Annotated in this window: 12 protein-coding genes and 7 pseudogenes; 6 read left to right on the plus strand and 13 right to left on the minus strand. The window is 68.8% G+C overall.

Features of this window, described 5'->3' with window-relative positions; all coding sequences use genetic code 11:
• Window positions 1-43 precede the first annotated feature (43 nt).
• The gene (locus tag MCHLDSM_RS26510) at window positions 44-796 is read left to right on the plus strand and encodes an ATP-dependent DNA ligase (RefSeq protein WP_234714193.1); all 753 of its coding nucleotides are present in this window, start codon (window positions 44-46) and stop codon (window positions 794-796) included.
• Window positions 796-1,020 (plus strand): ATP dependent DNA ligase, encoded by a 225-nt coding sequence (locus MCHLDSM_RS39805; protein WP_234714194.1) that lies wholly within the window; start codon window positions 796-798, stop codon window positions 1,018-1,020. Before MCHLDSM_RS26510 ends, MCHLDSM_RS39805 begins: the two co-directional genes overlap by 1 nt.
• Here MCHLDSM_RS39805 and MCHLDSM_RS35155 read toward each other — a convergent pair.
• The 6 pseudogenes from MCHLDSM_RS35155 to mobF form a co-directional block, all read right to left on the minus strand.
• Window positions 1,017-1,751, minus strand: a pseudogene (locus MCHLDSM_RS35155) (MobF family relaxase); the annotation flags it as partial. The gene MCHLDSM_RS39805 and the pseudogene MCHLDSM_RS35155 sit on opposite strands and share 4 nt — an antisense overlap.
• Window positions 1,752-4,291: 2,540 nt before the next feature.
• A pseudogene (locus MCHLDSM_RS40565) lies at window positions 4,292-4,532 on the minus strand (hypothetical protein); the annotation flags it as partial.
• 1 nt (window position 4,533) lies between these two features.
• A pseudogene (locus MCHLDSM_RS37455) lies at window positions 4,534-5,330 on the minus strand (AAA family ATPase); the annotation flags it as partial.
• Between the two features lie 30 nt (window positions 5,331-5,360).
• Window positions 5,361-5,654 (minus strand): annotated as a pseudogene (locus tag MCHLDSM_RS40570) (AAA family ATPase); the annotation flags it as partial.
• Window position 5,655: 1 nt separating this feature from the next.
• Window positions 5,656-6,450, minus strand: a pseudogene (locus MCHLDSM_RS40575) (AAA family ATPase); the annotation flags it as partial.
• A gap of 287 nt (window positions 6,451-6,737) precedes the next feature.
• Window positions 6,738-7,240 (minus strand): annotated as a pseudogene (mobF, locus tag MCHLDSM_RS39830) (MobF family relaxase); the annotation flags it as partial.
• Window positions 7,241-7,492: 252 nt separating this feature from the next.
• Here mobF and istA point away from each other — a divergent pair.
• Both istA and istB read left to right on the plus strand, forming a co-directional pair.
• Window positions 7,493-9,211, plus strand: a complete 1,719-nt coding sequence (istA, locus tag MCHLDSM_RS26530) for an IS21 family transposase (RefSeq protein ID WP_008720624.1) — start codon at window positions 7,493-7,495, stop codon at window positions 9,209-9,211.
• Window positions 9,208-10,017, plus strand: a complete 810-nt coding sequence (istB, locus tag MCHLDSM_RS26535; RefSeq protein ID WP_048472690.1) for an IS21-like element helper ATPase IstB — start codon at window positions 9,208-9,210, stop codon at window positions 10,015-10,017. Before istA ends, istB begins: the two co-directional genes overlap by 4 nt.
• A gap of 48 nt (window positions 10,018-10,065) precedes the next feature.
• Here istB and MCHLDSM_RS26540 read toward each other — a convergent pair whose 3' ends face one another.
• From MCHLDSM_RS26540 to merA, 5 genes are read right to left on the minus strand one after another with little or no spacing between them, the layout of a single operon-like run.
• Entirely contained in the window at window positions 10,066-10,944 is an 879-nt protein-coding gene (locus tag MCHLDSM_RS26540) for a cytochrome c biogenesis CcdA family protein (RefSeq protein ID WP_048472691.1), read from the minus strand.
• A 3-nt stretch (window positions 10,945-10,947) separates the two neighbouring features.
• Complete coding sequence (locus MCHLDSM_RS26545) at window positions 10,948-11,472, minus strand: TlpA family protein disulfide reductase (RefSeq protein ID WP_006246580.1); 525 nt, start codon at window positions 11,470-11,472, stop codon at window positions 10,948-10,950.
• Complete coding sequence (locus tag MCHLDSM_RS26550; RefSeq protein WP_006246581.1) at window positions 11,469-11,762, minus strand: mercuric ion transporter MerT; 294 nt, start codon at window positions 11,760-11,762, stop codon at window positions 11,469-11,471. Before MCHLDSM_RS26550 ends, MCHLDSM_RS26545 begins: the two co-directional genes overlap by 4 nt.
• A gap of 31 nt (window positions 11,763-11,793) precedes the next feature.
• Window positions 11,794-12,453, minus strand: coding sequence for an organomercurial lyase MerB (gene merB, locus MCHLDSM_RS26555; protein ID WP_006246582.1), 660 nt, complete (start codon window positions 12,451-12,453; stop codon window positions 11,794-11,796).
• 37 nt (window positions 12,454-12,490) lie between these two features.
• The gene (gene merA / locus MCHLDSM_RS26560; RefSeq protein WP_006246583.1) at window positions 12,491-13,915 is read right to left on the minus strand and encodes a mercury(II) reductase; all 1,425 of its coding nucleotides are present in this window, start codon (window positions 13,913-13,915) and stop codon (window positions 12,491-12,493) included.
• A 105-nt stretch (window positions 13,916-14,020) separates the two neighbouring features.
• On the opposite strand from merA, the gene MCHLDSM_RS26565 reads away from it, so the two are divergent.
• Window positions 14,021-14,410, plus strand: a complete 390-nt coding sequence (locus MCHLDSM_RS26565) for a heavy metal-responsive transcriptional regulator (protein WP_006246584.1) — start codon at window positions 14,021-14,023, stop codon at window positions 14,408-14,410.
• A 233-nt stretch (window positions 14,411-14,643) separates the two neighbouring features.
• Here MCHLDSM_RS26565 and MCHLDSM_RS40150 read toward each other — a convergent pair.
• Window positions 14,644-14,805 (minus strand): annotated as a pseudogene (locus MCHLDSM_RS40150) (hypothetical protein); the annotation flags it as partial.
• 299 nt (window positions 14,806-15,104) lie between these two features.
• Window positions 15,105-16,016, minus strand: a complete 912-nt coding sequence (gene efeU / locus MCHLDSM_RS26570) for an iron uptake transporter permease EfeU (protein WP_048472692.1) — start codon at window positions 16,014-16,016, stop codon at window positions 15,105-15,107.
• An 818-nt stretch (window positions 16,017-16,834) separates the two neighbouring features.
• Between efeU and MCHLDSM_RS26575 the strand changes: the two genes are divergently transcribed.
• On the plus strand, window positions 16,835-17,065 hold the full coding sequence (locus MCHLDSM_RS26575; protein WP_048472693.1) for a hypothetical protein: 231 nt from the start codon (window positions 16,835-16,837) through the stop codon (window positions 17,063-17,065).
• Window positions 17,066-17,086: the final 21 nt, after the last annotated feature.

The following is a 17,086-nucleotide window of genomic DNA, read 5'->3' on the forward strand; positions in this document are numbered from 1 at the left end:
GAGCCCATGTAGGTGTGTTGCGTGGCGGGCGTACCGTCAACGAGTGGCCGCTGGGCGTTCTGTGGTGCGCCGGCGGGGGACGTCGGCGCCGATGCTGGCCACCCTCGGTCCGCCGCCCAGTGGTGACCGGTGGGCTGTGGAGTGGAAATTTGATGGCCAGCGCGCCAATCTCATTGTCGATCGCGGCGAGGTCGTCAGTTTCTCGCGCAATGGTGCCGACGTGTCGCTGACGTTCCCGGAGTTGGCTTTGGTGAGTCAGGCCGTGGGCGGGCGGGCGGTGGTGCTCGACGGAGAGATCGTGGCCCTTGATGCACAGGGGCGTCCGTCGTTCACGCGACTACAGCGGCGGTGGCCTCAGAATCGGCGGCCGAAGCCCGACCTGCTCCGCTCGGTTCCCGTGCAGCTCATAGCTTTTGACGTTCTCGCGGTCGACGGCCGGGATCTCACTGACGAGCCGTACGTCAAGCGCCGCGAGGTACTGGAGTCGCTGATCGTGGAGGAGTCCGCGGTGGTAACGGTGCCCAAGGCGTTCTTCGGTGTGCCGGCAGCGGACATGTTGGAGGTAGCTGCTCAGCACCATATGGAGGGCATCGTGTCCAAGCGGGTGGACTCCCCGTATCGGGAGGGCCGCTCGCCGTGGTGGGTGAAGAGCCCAGTGCGACAGAGTGCCGAACTTGCAGTGGTGGCGTTCGCAGGTCCGCCGGGGCGAGTCGGGGCGCTGCTGCTGGCCGGCCACCGCGACGACGGTGCGTTGGAGCTAGCCGGCGCCAGGTCGGCACGGGGTTCAGCGCGGTGATGCGCCGACATCTGTTCGAGGTCCTGCACCCGCTTGTGCGCGAGGTGCCCCCGGTTGTGAATCCCCCTGTCGATGAACAGGGTTGGCGATGGGTAGAGCCCCGGCACGTGGGAGAGGTCGCGTTTCGCGAGTGGGTGCCTGGGCGGGGCCTCCGGCACGCCAGTTGGAAAGGTTTGCGTGAGCAGGTCGACGTACGCACGACCCGGCTGCCTCCGGTGATCTAGTCATCGATGCCGGCGCCCAGGGTGTGCTCCGGACCGTCGACCTCCGGCCCGGGTGTGCGCCATCCCAAGGCAAGGTGGCGGCGGTGCGCCGCGCGCGCGGCGCGTGCCGCACCGTCGTACTGGGTGAGCACGTGACGCCACGATTCGCTGAGGTGGGTGCGGCCGAGGCGATCGGCCAGGGCAACCGCCGGCACCGGCTCCAGCAGCGGGTCTGAGGGCTCGGTGGGCGCGGCGGTGAGGGTCGTGCACCAGGGCAGGGATTGGGTGAGCAGCCGCACCGCCGAGGAGCTGGCCCCTGCATTGGTGCTGTGTTCGATGAGGATGACCCGGGCGTCTGCGGCCATGGCGTGGCGGGCGAGGTCGATCAGCTGGCCGGGGTCAGCGGTCGCGGGATCGTCGATGACGACGATGGCTCCGGGCGGCAGCATCCATTGGTGGTCGCTGACCTGCTGGTGCGCGTGGCCGATGGTGGTGATGGTGTCGGCCAGTTCAGCATCGCGGGCCGGGGCTGAACTGGACTCAGACGCTGCCAGCCACAGCACCTTCCGGTCGTCGGCGTTGGCGGCGCTGCGCAGGGTGTAGAGGGCTGCGGCGGTTTCACTGTCCTCGATGTCGGCACCGACGACGGCGAGCCGGTAGGGGAGTGCGGCCAGGGACTTGAGCCGATCGCCGGTCTGAGGTTCGAGGCCGGACAGAGCGGAGCCGGGGATGAGCAGCGGAACGCTCTTGGGNGTGGCTGATGGTGGTGATGGTGTCGGCCAGTTCGGCATCGCGGGCCGGGGCTGAACTGGACTCAGATGCCCCCAGCCACAACACCTTCCGGTCGTCGGCGTTGGCGGTGCTGCGCAGGGTGTAGAGCGCTGCGGCGGTTTCACTGTCCTCGATGTCGGCACCGACGACGGGGAGCCGGTAGGGGAGTGCGGCCAGGGACTTGAGCCGATCGCCGGTCTGAGGTTCGAGGCCGGACAGAGCGGAGCCGGGGATGAGCAGCGGAACGCTCTTGGGGTCGAGGTGGCCGGCGAGCTGCAGGAGTTCGACTTCCGCGCGGGCGGATTCGAGGAGCTGGTCGAGGGTGTCGGAGGTGGCGGTTTGGGCGGCGGCGAACGCGGTGGCGATGTCGCGGTCGGCGCGTTCGATGTCGCGGTGCAGCTCGCGTCGACGCTGGCGCAGTGCGGNTCGGAGGTGGCGGTTTGGGCGGCGGCGAACGCGGTGGCGATGTCGCGGTCGGCGCGTTCGATGTCGCGGTGCAGCTCGCGTCGACGCTGGCGCAGTGCGGCCAGTTCAGCTAGGTCAGCGCGCTCGGCGTCGCCGCGGGCGATGACGATGTCGTTCTCGGTGACTATCGTGCCGCCGGCCGCCGCAGCTCGGGCGGCTTGAGCGTCGGCGAGGGTCTGCTGGAACTGCAGCGACGGCGGTTGTGCCGGAAGCAGTCCGGTGTAGAAGGCGACCGTTTGGCGGGCCGAGATGATGTCGAGTTCATCGGCGTCGTGGGTGGCTAGGAGGAGGTCGAGCTGGGTGCGAGAGTGTTCGACCAGACGCAGGGTTTCGTTGTAGGCGGCGTCGGCATCGGCCCACTGCTCCATCACGTTGGTGACGGCGTGGCGGTAGGGGCGGTCGGCGTCGACCTGGCCGCGCATGCGCAGCAGATCGCCGGCGGCCGCGCGCGTCGCGGGACCATTTCCGGCGCGAATGTCGGCGGCCAAAGTTCTGATGTGGTCGTGAACAATGCGGTATTCGGCGCGCAGGGCAGTAAGTGATTCCATGGTGATGCCCAATTCCGGGGTAGGGCGATTTGCTGAGAAGTCTTCAAATTCAAGACCGGCATATTCTTGCGACCCGTATTCGAGGGCGTCGATGTCTTCGGGCGGGGCGATGTCGAAATGGTCGTCGAAGGGCGAATGCTCATCGAGGCTGTGGGTGGAGGGGTCTTCGGGGTCCGGGGGGAACAGCGCTTCCTCGGCGGGATCGGGCGGCGCGTCCTGCGGGGTGGGCAGGTCGTCGAAGTCCACGCCGAGGCGGGCGTGCAGGCGATGGGTGAACGCATCGACGGTGTAGGTGATCAGGCGCGCGTAATCGCCGGGCGGGATCGGCTGGTCGTCGTGTGCGGCGTCGGCGAGCTGCTCGGCGGCGACGTGGAGCAGGTCGCGCGGTGTCCACTTGCGCGGGTCCGCGGCGCTGATCGCGGCGACCAGGCCGGGCCAGGCGGGGTCGGAGGTGATGGTCTCGGCGAGCGCGGTCCCGAACACCACGTCGAGGTCGCTGACCCAGGGCGGGCGTAGCCGCGAATGGGTGGTGGCCAGCGTGGCGGTCGGGGACAGCGCGCCGGCGATGCGCCACCAGAGTGCGGCGGCGGGGAGCTCGTCGGGCAGCGAGCCTTGGTGGGCGGCGGTGGTGATGATCTGGCGCAGGTCAGGTGTGGTGCGGGCGGCCTGGAGCAGTTGGGTGGCCAGCTGCGGCCAGTAGGCGTCCGAGCGCAGCCGTGGGTCGATGCTGTCGATGAGGTCGTTCCAGCGGGTGGTGTCGGCGCTGCGGCGGCCGATGNTGCGGCCAGTAGGCGTCCGAGCGCAGCCGTGGGTCGATGCTGTCGATGAGGTCGTTCCAGCGGGTGGTGTCGGCGCTGCGGCGGCCGATGTCGGCGGAGGCGTAGCGGTGCAGTGCGGACTGGACGTCGCGGGTGCGCACCGGGAATTGGCGGGCACCGGTGAGGCGGGTGTCGGCCTCGTCGACTCCGGTGCAGGCGCGGAACACCGCGATCTCGGCGGTCAGGACCGGGTTGACGGTGATCAGGGGGCGCGCCCAGGCGGGGGCGTTGGCGTTGGTCCAGGCGCGGGCACGTGTGCGGATCTCGGTGGCCAGTCCCTCGACTAGCGCCTCGCGCCGGGCGAGATAGGCGCCCCATTGCGGATCGTCGGCCAGGGCTTGGGGGATCGCGGGCAGCCAACGCAGCACTCCGATGCCGGCCGAATGGGTTCCCACGGGGTCGATGCGGTGATCGAGAACCGCGGCGGGGTCGGCGGCATCGGCGACGCTGCCCTTGGCCAGCGCCTCGGTGAGCAGCTCGCGCGGGTTCGCGCCGCGAAGGGCCAGGATGGACAGGTTGCGGCGCAGCACTGGCCAGGCTTCGCGCTGGCTGAGCGCCGGAATGATCTCGTCGGCCAACGCATCGAGGCGGTCGCGGGCGCCGACACCGAGGCGGTTCTCGGCGGCCGCGCCGAGTGCGTCGTAGTACATGTCGGCCGCAGCCTTGAGGCGCGCGGCGGGGTCGGCGGCNGCGGGCGCCGACACCGAGGCGGTTCTCGGCGGCCGCGCCGAGTGCGTCGTAGTACATGTCGGCCGCAGCCTTGAGGCGCGCGGCGGGGTCGGCGGCCTGGCGGGCGGCGGTGGTGGCCGAGACTTGAGCGCCGTCGCGGGCCAGCGTCCTGGTCAGGACGTCGACTGCGGTGTCGGGGTGGGTGGCCTTGGGCGAGAGCAGGCGGTGGGGGTCGCCCTCGGCGGTCGACAGGTAGAGGGGANGCGCCGTCGCGGGCCAGCGTCCTGGTCAGGACGTCGACTGCGGTGTCGGGGTGGGTGGCCTTGGGCGAGAGCAGGCGGTGGGGGTCGCCCTCGGCGGTCGACAGGTAGAGGTGATTTTCGTCGGTGCCTCGGGTCATGGCGACGTAGAGGTGCTGGCGGGTGAGCATGTCCGAGCCGACGATGTGGCAGGTGCCTCGAGTAGCGCGCCCGCCTGCGGTCAATCCCTGCGCGGAGTCGATGGTGGCCGCGTAGCCCAGTGTGACGTGCTCGGCGATGTAGTCCGCCGGCAGCGTGACGATGCGCCCGCTGCGCAGATGCCGGGCTTTCACGCCGCCTTCAGGCAGGACGTCGGTGATGGTGTAGCGGTAACCGTTGCGCACGAAGTCGTTGCGTCCGATCGTGATCCGCCGGTTGTTCTTGCGGGTGCGGACGGTGTCGCCGACGCTGGCGTGCAGCTGGTCGGCCAGCATCACCGAGGGGGCCGTCGCCGCGTCCGGATCCGCGGCGAGGCGATCGGCGCGGGCCCGGGCGTTGAGCTCGTTGATGATGTCGTTGGTGGGGGCGAGCAGGATGGAATCTCCGCCGGCGGCTTGGTCGGCGCGCCACGCTTGATAGGCCATGTCGGCGGCGGTCTCGTCGGTGCCGACATGGATGCGGTGATGGTCGATGTAAAAGCCGATTCCGGCCGGGTCGGCGTCATGCAACGCGAGTCCGGCTGCGGCCTCGGCGGGCGACTTGAACCGCACCACTTCGCTCAAGGTGAGCGCGTCGGTGGCTTCGGCGATGTCGCGCAGAATGCCGCCGGCCGAGATCGAGGAGAGCTGCCNTGAACCGCACCACTTCGCTCAAGGTGAGCGCGTCGGTGGCTTCGGCGATGTCGCGCAGAATGCCGCCGGCCGAGATCGAGGAGAGCTGCCCGTCATCCCCGACCAGGCGCACGCTGGCACCCTTGCGCAGCGCGTCGGTGATCATTGCGTCCAGCCCGGCAGTGGCGGCCTTGCCGGCCTCGTCGACCACGATGAGGGTGTCGGGTCCGACCTGGGTGAACCAGTCGGGTACACGGGATGTCGCGGCCTTGTCGGGATCGGCCGACCAGACGTACTTGTCGAGGGTGTCGGTGANTTGCCGGCCTCGTCGACCACGATGAGGGTGTCGGGTCCGACCTGGGTGAACCAGTCGGGTACACGGGATGTCGCGGCCTTGTCGGGATCGGCCGACCAGACGTACTTGTCGAGGGTGTCGGTGACCGCGCCCAGGTCCTCCCCGAGCACGATCGCTGCATCGGCGGTGGGGGCCAAACCGATCACGTGGCCGCCCGAGCTGCGCCACGCATGGGCTAGCGCCGCCATGGCCGTGGTTTTGCCGGTTCCGGCCGGGGCGAGCGCGAGTGCGACACGGCGCCCCGCGGTCGCCATCTCCGAGACCAACGCGGCCTGGCCGGGGTTGAGGGTGCGCCCCCATGCCGGTTCCGGCCGGGGCGAGCGCGAGTGCGACACGGCGCCCCGCGGTCGCCATCTCCGAGACCAACGCGGCCTGGCCGGGGTTGAGGGTGCGCCCCCCCGCGGCCGAGTCGGCTAGTGCCATTTCGACATCCGCCGCAGATGCGACACGGCCGTCGCTGCGGTGCACCGCGTCCAGAATCCGGCGCTCGGCAGCCAGGATTTCGCGGCTGGTGTAGGCCTCGACGCCGTGGCGGCGGTAGACGCTGGCACCGTCGCGGCGACGCAACGCCACGGGCTCGCCCAGCTCGGCGTCGGCGACGCGGGCATGCGGTATGGAAAACGTGTCCCCGAGGGCGGTTTCGGTGAGCTTGTCGACCAATGCGACATCGTGCGCCACGTCGTGGGCGCGGGCCATGCGCAGCGCTTCGGCGCGCACATGGTGGCGCTGCCAGGTGGAGCGCGTTTCGGCCACCGTNCATGCGCAGCGCTTCGGCGCGCACATGGTGGCGCTGCCAGGTGGAGCGCGTTTCGGCCACCGTGGCGATGAGTTCGCCAGCGCGCGACGCGATCCATTCCTCGTCGATCGTCACGGTCTCGCGGGTGGTCTGCGGTGCGGCCAACGTGTCGGCCAACATCTGGCTCACACCGTGGTGCCCGAGGACCTCGACAGCCTGGGTGCGCCACACGTGGCGCTGCTCTGCCAACGAGCGCGGCTCGTGCTTGGCTTCGCGCGATTCCAGCGTCGCCTGCTGAGCCAACGANTCGACAGCCTGGGTGCGCCACACGTGGCGCTGCTCTGCCAACGAGCGCGGCTCGTGCTTGGCTTCGCGCGATTCCAGCGTCGCCTGCTGAGCCAACGAGATGATCTCCACGTTGGTCGGTTCGCGGCCGTGATCGGCCTGAAACTGCTTGGCCAGCTCGGCGGCACGGGCCTTGATCGCTGCGCGCCGGCTCGACCACCGCGACATCAATTCCGCCGACATTCCGGCGATTTCGCGCACCGCCCGCTTACCGCACCCGCGCGATTGTTCGACGAACCGCACACCGAGGCTGGCGATCAAGTGCGCTTCCAGGCGGGTGTTGTACAACTCCGAGGCCGCGACGGTGACGCGGTGCAGGGGTTGGCCGTCCAACGCGAGCCAGCGGCGTACCCCGTTGGCGTCGACATAGGACACCTTGTTCGAGATCGCGACATGGGTGTGCAGATCCGGATCTCCGGCGCGGGAGTCGCGGTGGGTGAACGCCGCGGCGATGAGCCCTTCGGTGGCGGTGACAGTCTGATTCGGGACCAGTGTGACGGTCTGATTCGGGACCCACCCGGGCTTCGGCGTGGCGTCGTGACGGCTTGATCTGGACCCATGGCGGTGACAGTCTGATTCGGGACCAGTGTGACGGTCTGATTCGGGACCCACCCGGGCTTCGGCGTGGCGTCGTGACGGCTTGATCTGGACCCACTTCCGTGGCGTCAGGAGGACCCGCATCCAGCGGTCCTCGCGGCACCGGAAGTGGGTTTCGGGATGAGGGTGCGTGTGGAACTGTTCGCTGCGATCCGTCGGGACGCCCGGGTCGAGGGCATGTCGATCCGAGCGCTCGCACGCAAGCACCAAGTCGGACGCGGCACCGTTCGCCGGGCCCTCACGTCCGCGGAACCACCGCCGCGGAAGACCCCGGTGCGTTCCTCGCCCCGGTTGGATCCGTTCAAGTCGGCCATCGACGACATGCTCCGCGCCGACCTTGAGGCGCCGCGGAAGCAACGGCACACCGCCCGCCGGATCCACGTCCGCCTCATCGAGGAACACGACGCCATTGAGGTGTCGTACTCGACGGTTCGCGACTACGTCCGCATCCGCCGCACGCAGATCGGCCTCGAAGCTGGCCGCCGGGTCGAAGTCATGATCCCCCAGGAGCACGCGCCAGGCGCAGAAGCAGAAGTCGACTTCGGCGAGCTCTACGTCATCCTGGCCGGGGTGAAGACGAAGGTCTTCCTCTTCACATTCAGGTTGAGTTACTCCGGGAAGGCGGTGCACCGGATCTACGCCACCCAAGGCCAAGAGGCGTTCCTCGAGGGCCACATCGCCGCGTTCAACGAGATCGGCGGCATCCCCGCCCGGCACGTCCGGTACGACAACCTCACCGCCGCAGTCACCCGGGTCGTCAACGCGCGCGGTCGTGAGCGGGTAGAGAACGACCGCTGGGTGCTGTTCCGCTCTCACTTCGGGTTCGACGCGTTCTACTGCCAGCCGGGCATCGCCGGGGCACATGAGAAGGGCGGTGTGGAAGGCGACGTCGGCCGGTTCCGCCGCCAGCACCTCGTGCCCATGCCCGTCGTCGACTCGCTCGACGAGCTGAACGAGAAGGTCCGTGCCTTGGACGCCGCCGACGACCGCCGACGGATCTCGTCGCGGATCCGGACCGTCGGCGAGGACTTCGCGACCGAACGCGAGAACCTCGCGCCGCTCCCGGTCGAGGGGTTCGACCCCGGGCTGATGCTGAACCCGATGGTCGACCGCTCCGCGATGATCACCGTCCGCATGGCCCGGTACTCCGTCCCGGCGCGGTTCATCCACCGCCGCGTCCGCGTCTCCTTGCGCGCATCCGAGGTCGTCGTGTTCGACGGCCGACTCCAGATCGCCCGGCACGCCCGCGTCATCACAAGGGGTGGCCAGTCGGTGAACCTCGACCACTACCTCGAGGTGCTCAAGGGTAAGCCGGGCGCATTGCCAGGCTCCACCGCGTTGGCGCAGGCCCGCGAATCGGGGGCGTTCACGCCTGCGCATGAGGCGTTCTGGGCGAACGCCCGCAGGCGGCTCGGGGATGCGGTCGGCACCCGGGAACTGATCGACGTGCTCCTACTGCACCGCGCCATGGCCGCCGACGAAGTCGAAGCCGGGCTGCTCGCCGCAGTGAGCGTCGGTGCAGTCTCAGCTGATGTGGTCGCGGTCGAAGCACGCCTGCACACCACCCTCGCAGCGCCCACCGGGGCCAGTTCAGACCGTCATCCCGTTGCGCAGCCCAGCGATGGCGAACGACGAGATGGCGACGCCAAGCGCAGCCGGAAGGTCGTGTCCCTCACCGAACGCCTGCTGCTCGACCCGGCCGCGGTCATCGCCGGCCTCCCGCCCGACACCCGGCCGCTGCCGTCGATGGAGAAATACCAGCAACTGCTCGGCCGCCGCACCGGCACCGACCACCACCCCGACCCGATGAGTCCCGATGAGAGCGGAGCACCCCGATGAGCACAGTCACCAGCGTGACCACCACCTTGCGCCGCCGCCGCGTCCTGACCGAGGAAGCCGCCGTAGCGGCGGTCGACCAGGCCTGCCGGAGGCTCCGGCTCCCGACCATGCGGGCCCTGCTTGGCGACGCGGTCGCGGCGGCGAACAAGGACCAGTTGACCTACACCGGATTCCTCGCCGAGCTGCTCCTGGCCGAGTGCGACGACCGCGACCGTCGGTCCACCATCCGGCGCGTGAACGGCGCCGGGTTCCCGCGGAGCAAGTTCCTCGCGGACTTCGACTTCGACGCCAACTCGAACATCAACCCCGCCACCATCCACCAGTTGGCGACCGGCGAGTGGGTGCGGAAGGGCCAGCCGCTGTGCCTGATCGGGGATTCCGGCACCGGCAAGTCTCACCTGCTCATCGGCATGGGGACCGCAGCCGCGGAAAAGGGATTCCGGGTAAAGTACCCCCTCGCCACGAGGCTGGTGAACGAGCTTGTAGAAGCAGCCGATGAGAAGCAGTTGGCCCGCACGATCGCTCGTTACGGCCGCGTCGACCTGCTCTGCATTGACGAGCTCGGCTACATGGAACTGGACCGCCGCGGCGCCGAACTCCTCTTCCAGGTCCTCACCGAGCGAGAGGAGAAGAACAGCGTGGCAATCGCGTCCAACGAGGGCTTCGCCGGCTGGACCAAGACCTTCACGGACCCGCGCCTGTGCGCGGCCATCGTCGACCGCCTCACCTTCGGCGGCAACATCATCGAAACTGGTACCGACTCCTACCGGCTGGCGTCGACCCGGTCAGGGAACGCGTCGCGGTGACGCAATCAACCGAGCCTGTTTCGTGCGCACGCCGCACCCGGTGGGCTGTCACTGCGTGCTGTCCCGCGTGGTCATCGGGCGCCCCCGAAGGATCCGGCGGCGTCGCTGGAGAACCCCGAGCGCCAGCACTACCAGCGCAGACGCGGCAGCGAGCGCGCCGATGAGTGTCGCCCGTGTCTGGATCCAGCTGGAGACCACCGCGGAGACGTCAGTGAGTCCGCCACCACGGCCCGCGGCGACCGGGGCGTCGCTGGTGGCCGCCGGGTACCAGTACCAGGCCAGATAGGCGCCGGTGAGCAGCAGGACGACAGCGGTGACCCGTGGGCCATGGCGGGCCAATCGCGCGACGTGGCGGGTGAGTCCGCTGCCTGCCGCGGCGGTGGCCAGGGCGAGCAGCAGCAGGACGGTCGCCGAGCCAGCAGCGTAGACACCGAAGACGAGCAGGAGCCCGGCATAGCTGTAGGTGGCCTGCGCCTGCGCGATGACCGCGAGGATCACCCCGAACGTGCACGACAGCGAAGCCAGCGCGTAGCCGACCCCAAACGCAGCCATCCGGGCAGTGGGTGGGAGTCCCGCGGCTGCCCGGCCGGGGATCCGAGGCACCCGCACCGAGACCGAGCGTCCGGCTAGCATCCACAGGCCGAGAACCACCAGCAGGATGCCGACGGCCAGGCCAAGCGACGGCGCGGCGCGAATCAGCCCTCGGGCGCCGGCGCTGACTACCAGGCCAGCTGCCGCGAGGGTGCCGGCGAACCCCACCGCCAACACGAGACCGGCCCGCAGCGCCCGCAGCAGCCGCACCGGGACCGTTGAGGCATCGGTGTCGCCGAGGGTGTGGGTGATCCAGGCCGGGAGTAGCGCGAACCCGCACGGGTTCACGGGCGCGACCATGCCGGCCGCGAAGGCGAGGGTGAGCAGTCCGCCCATGGGTCAGGCTCCGGCCTTTGCCAGTTCGGCGGTGATCGTCGCGGCGTCGGGGTCGGTGGCGCGGAAGGTCACCGTGCCGTCGGCGTCGACGACGATCAGGGTGGACAGAGCGGCCACCTCGAATCGCCGGGAGAGTGCCGCGCCATCGTCGATTGCGGCCGGTACGTGTTCGGCGTCGACGGACTCCATGAAGTCGCCGATCAGGGCCTTGGATTCGCCGGGGTCCATGTCGACGGCGAGGAAGCTTGCCACGGTGCCGGCGTTCTCGGCGGTGGTGGCGGCCTCGCCGAGGGACCGGACGCCGTTGACGCATTCGCCGCACCCGACGGAGAAGAAGAACACCGCGGTGGGCTTCCCGTTGGCGGGCAGGCTGATCTGCTGGCCATCGACGCTGGTCACGGTGGCGGGTGAACCGGAACCGGCGGTCGCGGGGTCGGCACTGTTGCCGCAGGCGGTCAGGGTCAGCGATCCGGCGGCGAGTACGGCGGCGATCGAGAGCGCGGCGTGGTGGCGGCGGGTGATTCTCATCGGTTCTGCTCGTCCTTCGGGTCGACGTTTTCGTTGGTGGGCATGGGCGGGCAGCAGCCGTGGCCGGCGGTGCCGCCGCCGCGGCGGGAGATGGCAATCAGCGCGAGGATCGCCAGGGCGATCCCGGCGCCGATGACCCACGGGTTGCGGAGGAACGCGCCGATACCGGCGATCGCGCCACCGGCGATGAGGATGGGGAGCAAGGCGCAACAGGCGACCATGAGCAGCGCGGCGCCGGCTCCGAGGAGCAGGCCGCTGCCTCCCGGGCGATCGTCGTGGTTGGACATCATCGGTGTTCTCATTCCCTTCAGTGGGTATGGGTCAGCAGCAGCTGTGGCTGTCGTCGGCCGCGGCGGGCGCCTGGAGGCGGTTGAGCAGGCCGGTGGCGAGGGCGGCCCCGATCCGGCACGCCTCGGCCACCGGGACCACCTCCGCGCCGGGGTGCTCGGCCAGCCAGCCCGCGGCGTCCTCGGGGGAGGTGAAGTAGTGCACCTGGTTGCAGAAGGAGGAACGGATCGAGGTGATCTGCTCCGGGTTCACCAGCGACACCACCGCGGTGGGCGGATCGACGCTGGTTGCACCTTCTGTGGGGTCGACGTTGACCCGAACCGGCTCGCCGCTGACCGGGGAGGCCGACTCCACCTTTGCCGGGCGGTCCAGCAGGGCGGGGAAGATCAGCGTGTCCAGCGCACACCAGGTGTAGAGCTCCTCACCGGCCACGGTGAACCGGTGCGGGGTGGGGCGCAGGGTGAGGCCCTGGCCGATGATCCGGCCCTGATCGTCGTACTCGGTGTCCGGCACCGCCGCGAGACCGCGCCGTACGTCATCGAGGGTGCGGCTCGCAGCCGCGGCGAGTTGCTCGACGGTGACGGGGTCGCCGTCGACGAGCAGCCGCAGCAGCGGGATCAGCAGGCCGGCGTCAAGGCCGGTCTCCTCGGGTCGGGTGAGTCGTTGGGGCAGTTGGGTGCTGAGGTCCGACATCGCGGATGCCTCCTTCGTTGAGTGGGGTGGGTGCGGGTCAGGCGCAGCAGGAGAGCTTGGAGACGTCGGTGGTGAAGGCCTTCGCGACGATCCGGATGCCCTCGGTCATGGTCAGGTAAGGCGCCCAGGCGTCGGCGACCTCGGCGATGGTCTTGCCGATGATGTGGACGCCCGCGGCGGCCAGTTCGCCGGCGTCCTTGGCGACCGCGGTCAGGCCGAGGATCTCGCCGGTGTCGGCGTTGGCGACCATCTTGATGAAGCCGCGGGTGTCCCGGTTGACCAGCGTTCGCGGCACGTATTCCAGCGGGAGCACCCGGCAGTCGCAGCGGATCCCGGCCGCGAGGACTTGGGCCTCAGTCATCCCGACTGCGCCGATCGCGGGACTGGTGAACGTGACCCGGGGCAGCCGCATGTAGTCCACCGACCGCTCGGCGTCGGTGAAGGCGTTCTCGGCGACCACGGTGCCGTGGTGGGCGGCGACATAGACGAACTCGGGGTGCCCGGTCACGTCACCGGCCGCCCAGATCCGCGGGTTGGAGGACTGCAGCTGGTCGGTGACCACGATCTCGCCGACCTCGCCAGTCTTCACCTCGACCGCGTCGAGGTTGAGCCCGTCGGTCACCGGTCGGCGGCCGAGAGCGACCAGAACCTCGTCGGCGCGGAACTCCTGCGCGCCACCGGAGACGTCCGCGGTCACCACCACCTGGCCGGTGGCGGCGTCGCGGGTCACGCGGGTCGGGACCGCTCGGCGGACCACCCGGATGCCCTCATCGGCGAAGACCTCCTGCAGCGCCTTGGAGACCTCCGACTCCTCCTTCGACGCGAGCCGGGACCGAACCAGCAGGGTCACCGTCGACCCGAGCCGGGCGAACAGCTGCGCCTGCTCCAGGGCCACGTAGCCACCACCGAGCACCAGCAGCGAGTCGGGGACCTCGGTCAACTCCATCGCCGTAGTCGAGGTCAGGTACCCGGCCTCCTCCAACCCTTGGATCGGCGGGGCCCAGGGACGGGACCCGGTGGCCACCAGGTACTGCGCTGCCTCGATGGTCTCGACGCTGCCATCCGCCGCGGCGACCTCGAGCAGGGGCGAATCCGGAGTGCCGGCGAACGCGGCGTTGCCGCGGCGGACCTGCCAACCGTAGGAGTCGGCGACGTCGACGTACTTCTCACCCCGCAGGGCCTCGACGAGATCCTGCTTTCCGCCGATCAGGGCCGGCATGTCCACCGCGCCCGCGACGCTGGCGATGCCCGGGAACCGGGTCGGCGCGTCCGCGGCCACGTGCCGGGCCTCCGCGGCTGCGATCAGTGCCTTCGACGGCACGCAGCCGGTGTTCACACACGTGCCGCCGAACGTGCCACGCTCGACCATCACCACCGACTTGCCCAGAGAGGTCGCACGAATGGCCGCCGCGAACGCACCGCCGCCGGATCCGATGATCGCGAGGTCGTACCTGGTCTGCATCCCGATTCCTCCCAGAACTGTTGGGAAACGCTCCTGATGCAGCGATACTGGACCTTCCAGTAAAGGGGAAGGTCAAGCGAGACCTGCGACACGATGGAGGCCGGGATGCGGATCGGAGAACTCGCCGAGGCGGCAGGCACGACCACCAAGACTCTGCGGTTCTACGAAGAGCAAGGGCTGCTGCCCCCGGCCGAACGCACACCGGCCGGCTACCGCGACTACACCCCCGACGCGGTCAGCCGGATCGACTTCGTCCACCGCGGCCAAGCGGCCGGGCTCACCCTCGCCCAGATCAAGCAGATCCTCGACATCCGCGACCACGGCCAAGCTCCCTGCGGCCACGTACGTGACCTGCTGGACGCGCGCCTTGCCGACATCGACGCGCAGATCGCCGACCTCACAACACTTCGCGACAACGTGGCTGCGCTCCGCGACGATGCAGCCCTCCCAGAGCCCGAAACCTGTAGCCCCGATCAGGTCTGCAGATACCTATAGCCCTCGCCACTCGGCAGTGACCACCGAGACCAAGGGCGTGATTAGCCGGTGCCAGGTGGGTCCCAGTCAGGCCGTCATCGTGGTCCCAGATCGGGTTGACACAGCCANTCTGCAGATACCTATAGCCCTCGCCACTCGGCAGTGACCACCGAGACCAAGGGCGTGATTAGCCGGTGCCAGGTGGGTCCCAGTCAGGCCGTCATCGTGGTCCCAGATCGGGTTGACACAGCCAGGTTCAGGCCGACGCCGAGGGTCATGTTGATCCAGTCGGCGAAGCTTTCGCCGACGGTGGTGCAAAGAATCTTGATAACCCAGAACCACACGGTGATTTCTGGGACCTTGCTCAGCATTTCCCGGGGTTTCTCGATCGAGGACGATCGTGTTCCATCACTCATGTTTCGGGAACGTACGGAGGCTTCGCTGAAGCCGCGCTGAGAGCCGCGAGACGCGGTGACGGGAAGCCTTAAACGCAGGTAGGTGTGGGCTGGCAGGGGCCGCTCGGCCGTTTCCATGATGAGCAGACGGCTCTCCCCGGGCGAGGGTCTCGGCCTCGCCGAGCACCTGGTCGCCGATGGCGTATGGGTGAAACTCAGTGACTGTTCGGCCGCCGTTGGTCACCTGTAAGGGCGCGTTGGCCGCCGCTGGGCTGTTGGGTGTTGCAGCGCAGCTGATTTCGTCGATGATGACGACGGTCTCACCTGTGGTGCTCGGTGTGGACGTGTTCTGGTTCAAGGTGTCCGGGAGATCGGTGGGCGGCGACGGGCCTCGACTGTGGCCGCAGGAACACGCTCAGGACGATCGCGACGTAGAGGCCCCACGCCACCACCTGCAGAACCGTCGGATCCGGGCGGAAGTTGAATATTCCCTGCAACATTGCGCCGTACCAGCTCGACAACTCGAAGTGCGCGGACACGTCGAAGGCTGTGTTGGACAGGCCGGGAAGCCAACCGACGGTTTGTAGTGCGCGCAGGCCATAGGCGAGGATCCCTGCCGCCACGACCACCAGCAGCGCGCCAGTGTACTTGAAGAACGTGGCGAAGTTGATGCGCAACGATCCGAAGTACATGAACACGGTGAGCATGGCAGCGACAGCAATGCCCAGCAGCAGGCCGATAAGTGGCCACGAACTGCCCGCAGTGTTCTCGGCGTAGCCGACCATCAGAAGCGCCGTCTCCACGCCCTCGCGTCCGACCGACAGAAAGGCCAAGCTGACGACCGCGACGGGGCCGACGAACAGCGCCCGGGTCATGTCGGCGCGCAGTTCACCGGAGATCCCGCGTGCCGCGGTTCGCATCCACAACACCATCCAAGTGACGATCAGGACCGCGATGAGGGACGCAACCCCGGCAATGAGTTCGGCCTCAAGCCCTGACAGCGTCGACGTGCCGTAGTGGATGCCGAAGAAGATGGCGGCAACCAACACGACCGCGGCCAGCACTCCCACCGTGACCCACTTGAGAGAGTCCCGACGGTCAGACTTCACGAGGAGGGCGACAAGGATCATCACGACGATGCCGGTCTCCAGACCCTCTCGAACACCGATAAGGCCGCTTCCTGCCAGCTGCACGGCGATGGAGGGGGCGTCGACACCGTCTGCAAAATTCACTATGTGGTCGAACCCTTCCCTGCGCGGCCGCTGCTGTTAGGTAAGGCGAGCCTAGGTCTTGAAGCCAGGCAGACGCTAAGGCGGGGACGCTGAAAGCCCGCTGAAAACTGTCAGTTTCTGCCATCGGCGGTTGCGGTGGTACGGCATGCTGCGAACGCCGTAGGGGCCATCCGACCCTGTGGTGATTGTCGCCGCGCCTCGAGCGTGGCCGCAGTAGGAATAGCCCCCACTCCATGGAATCCGCTACCGCGCCAGTACAACCGGCGATGACGTCGGCAGCGGTGATGCTTGATTCTTCCACGAGAAGCTTTGACTCGGCGATCGTTGCGCACCAATTCGACGCTGTAAGACCAGGTTTGGCCGTGCATCCCGCATGACCGTCGGATTGGATGCTGCCGCGTAGCCGGCACGGTACGAGGCGGCCGCGGGGGTGGGGTTCCCATTTGATCGCCACTATTACCAACAGTCGACAGACCCGCAAAGACGAGGCTCACGCGGCCCGGAGGAGTTGCTGCCAATGTGGAGGAGGGCACCGTTGCCTCATGCTGCCAGATCGCACCCAAGTAGACACTGACACCGTCCGACCGCGGCTCTCACATGCGCGAGCGACACGCAAGCAGGCTGGACCTACCCCACCAGGCAGAAGACCGCGGACGGGAATTCCGGCGCCCTCCATGTCAGGCATTCGTCGTCGAACCCGACGGTTGGTGTACCTCGCTGTAGGCCTCCTCAGCTGGGCACAGCGAATGTTCAGTCGGTGGCGAGCACGGTGAACGCATCAGCCGATAGGGCTGACTGAACGGGAAGGACACCCACTCATGATGAAGTCCACGCAGCGTGTGCTCGCCGGAATCGGCGCTCTGATGGCCGCCGCGACGGTCGGCGGTGCGGGCATGGCGCCGGCATACGCCACCCCGCCGCCGCCGGCCCCGCCGCAGTGCGACGCTCGCGGGCCCGGCGACACCCCGGATCAGCCGGGCGTATCGGACACCGACAATGTCCAAGACGGCGACCAGGGTGGACCGGAGGTCCCCGACGGCCCCTGCTAGGCAAACTCATCGCTGCCCGGG

The sequence above is a fragment of the Mycolicibacterium chlorophenolicum genome, from assembly GCF_001044235.1.
GTDB lineage: Bacteria > Actinomycetota > Actinomycetes > Mycobacteriales > Mycobacteriaceae > Mycobacterium > Mycobacterium chlorophenolicum.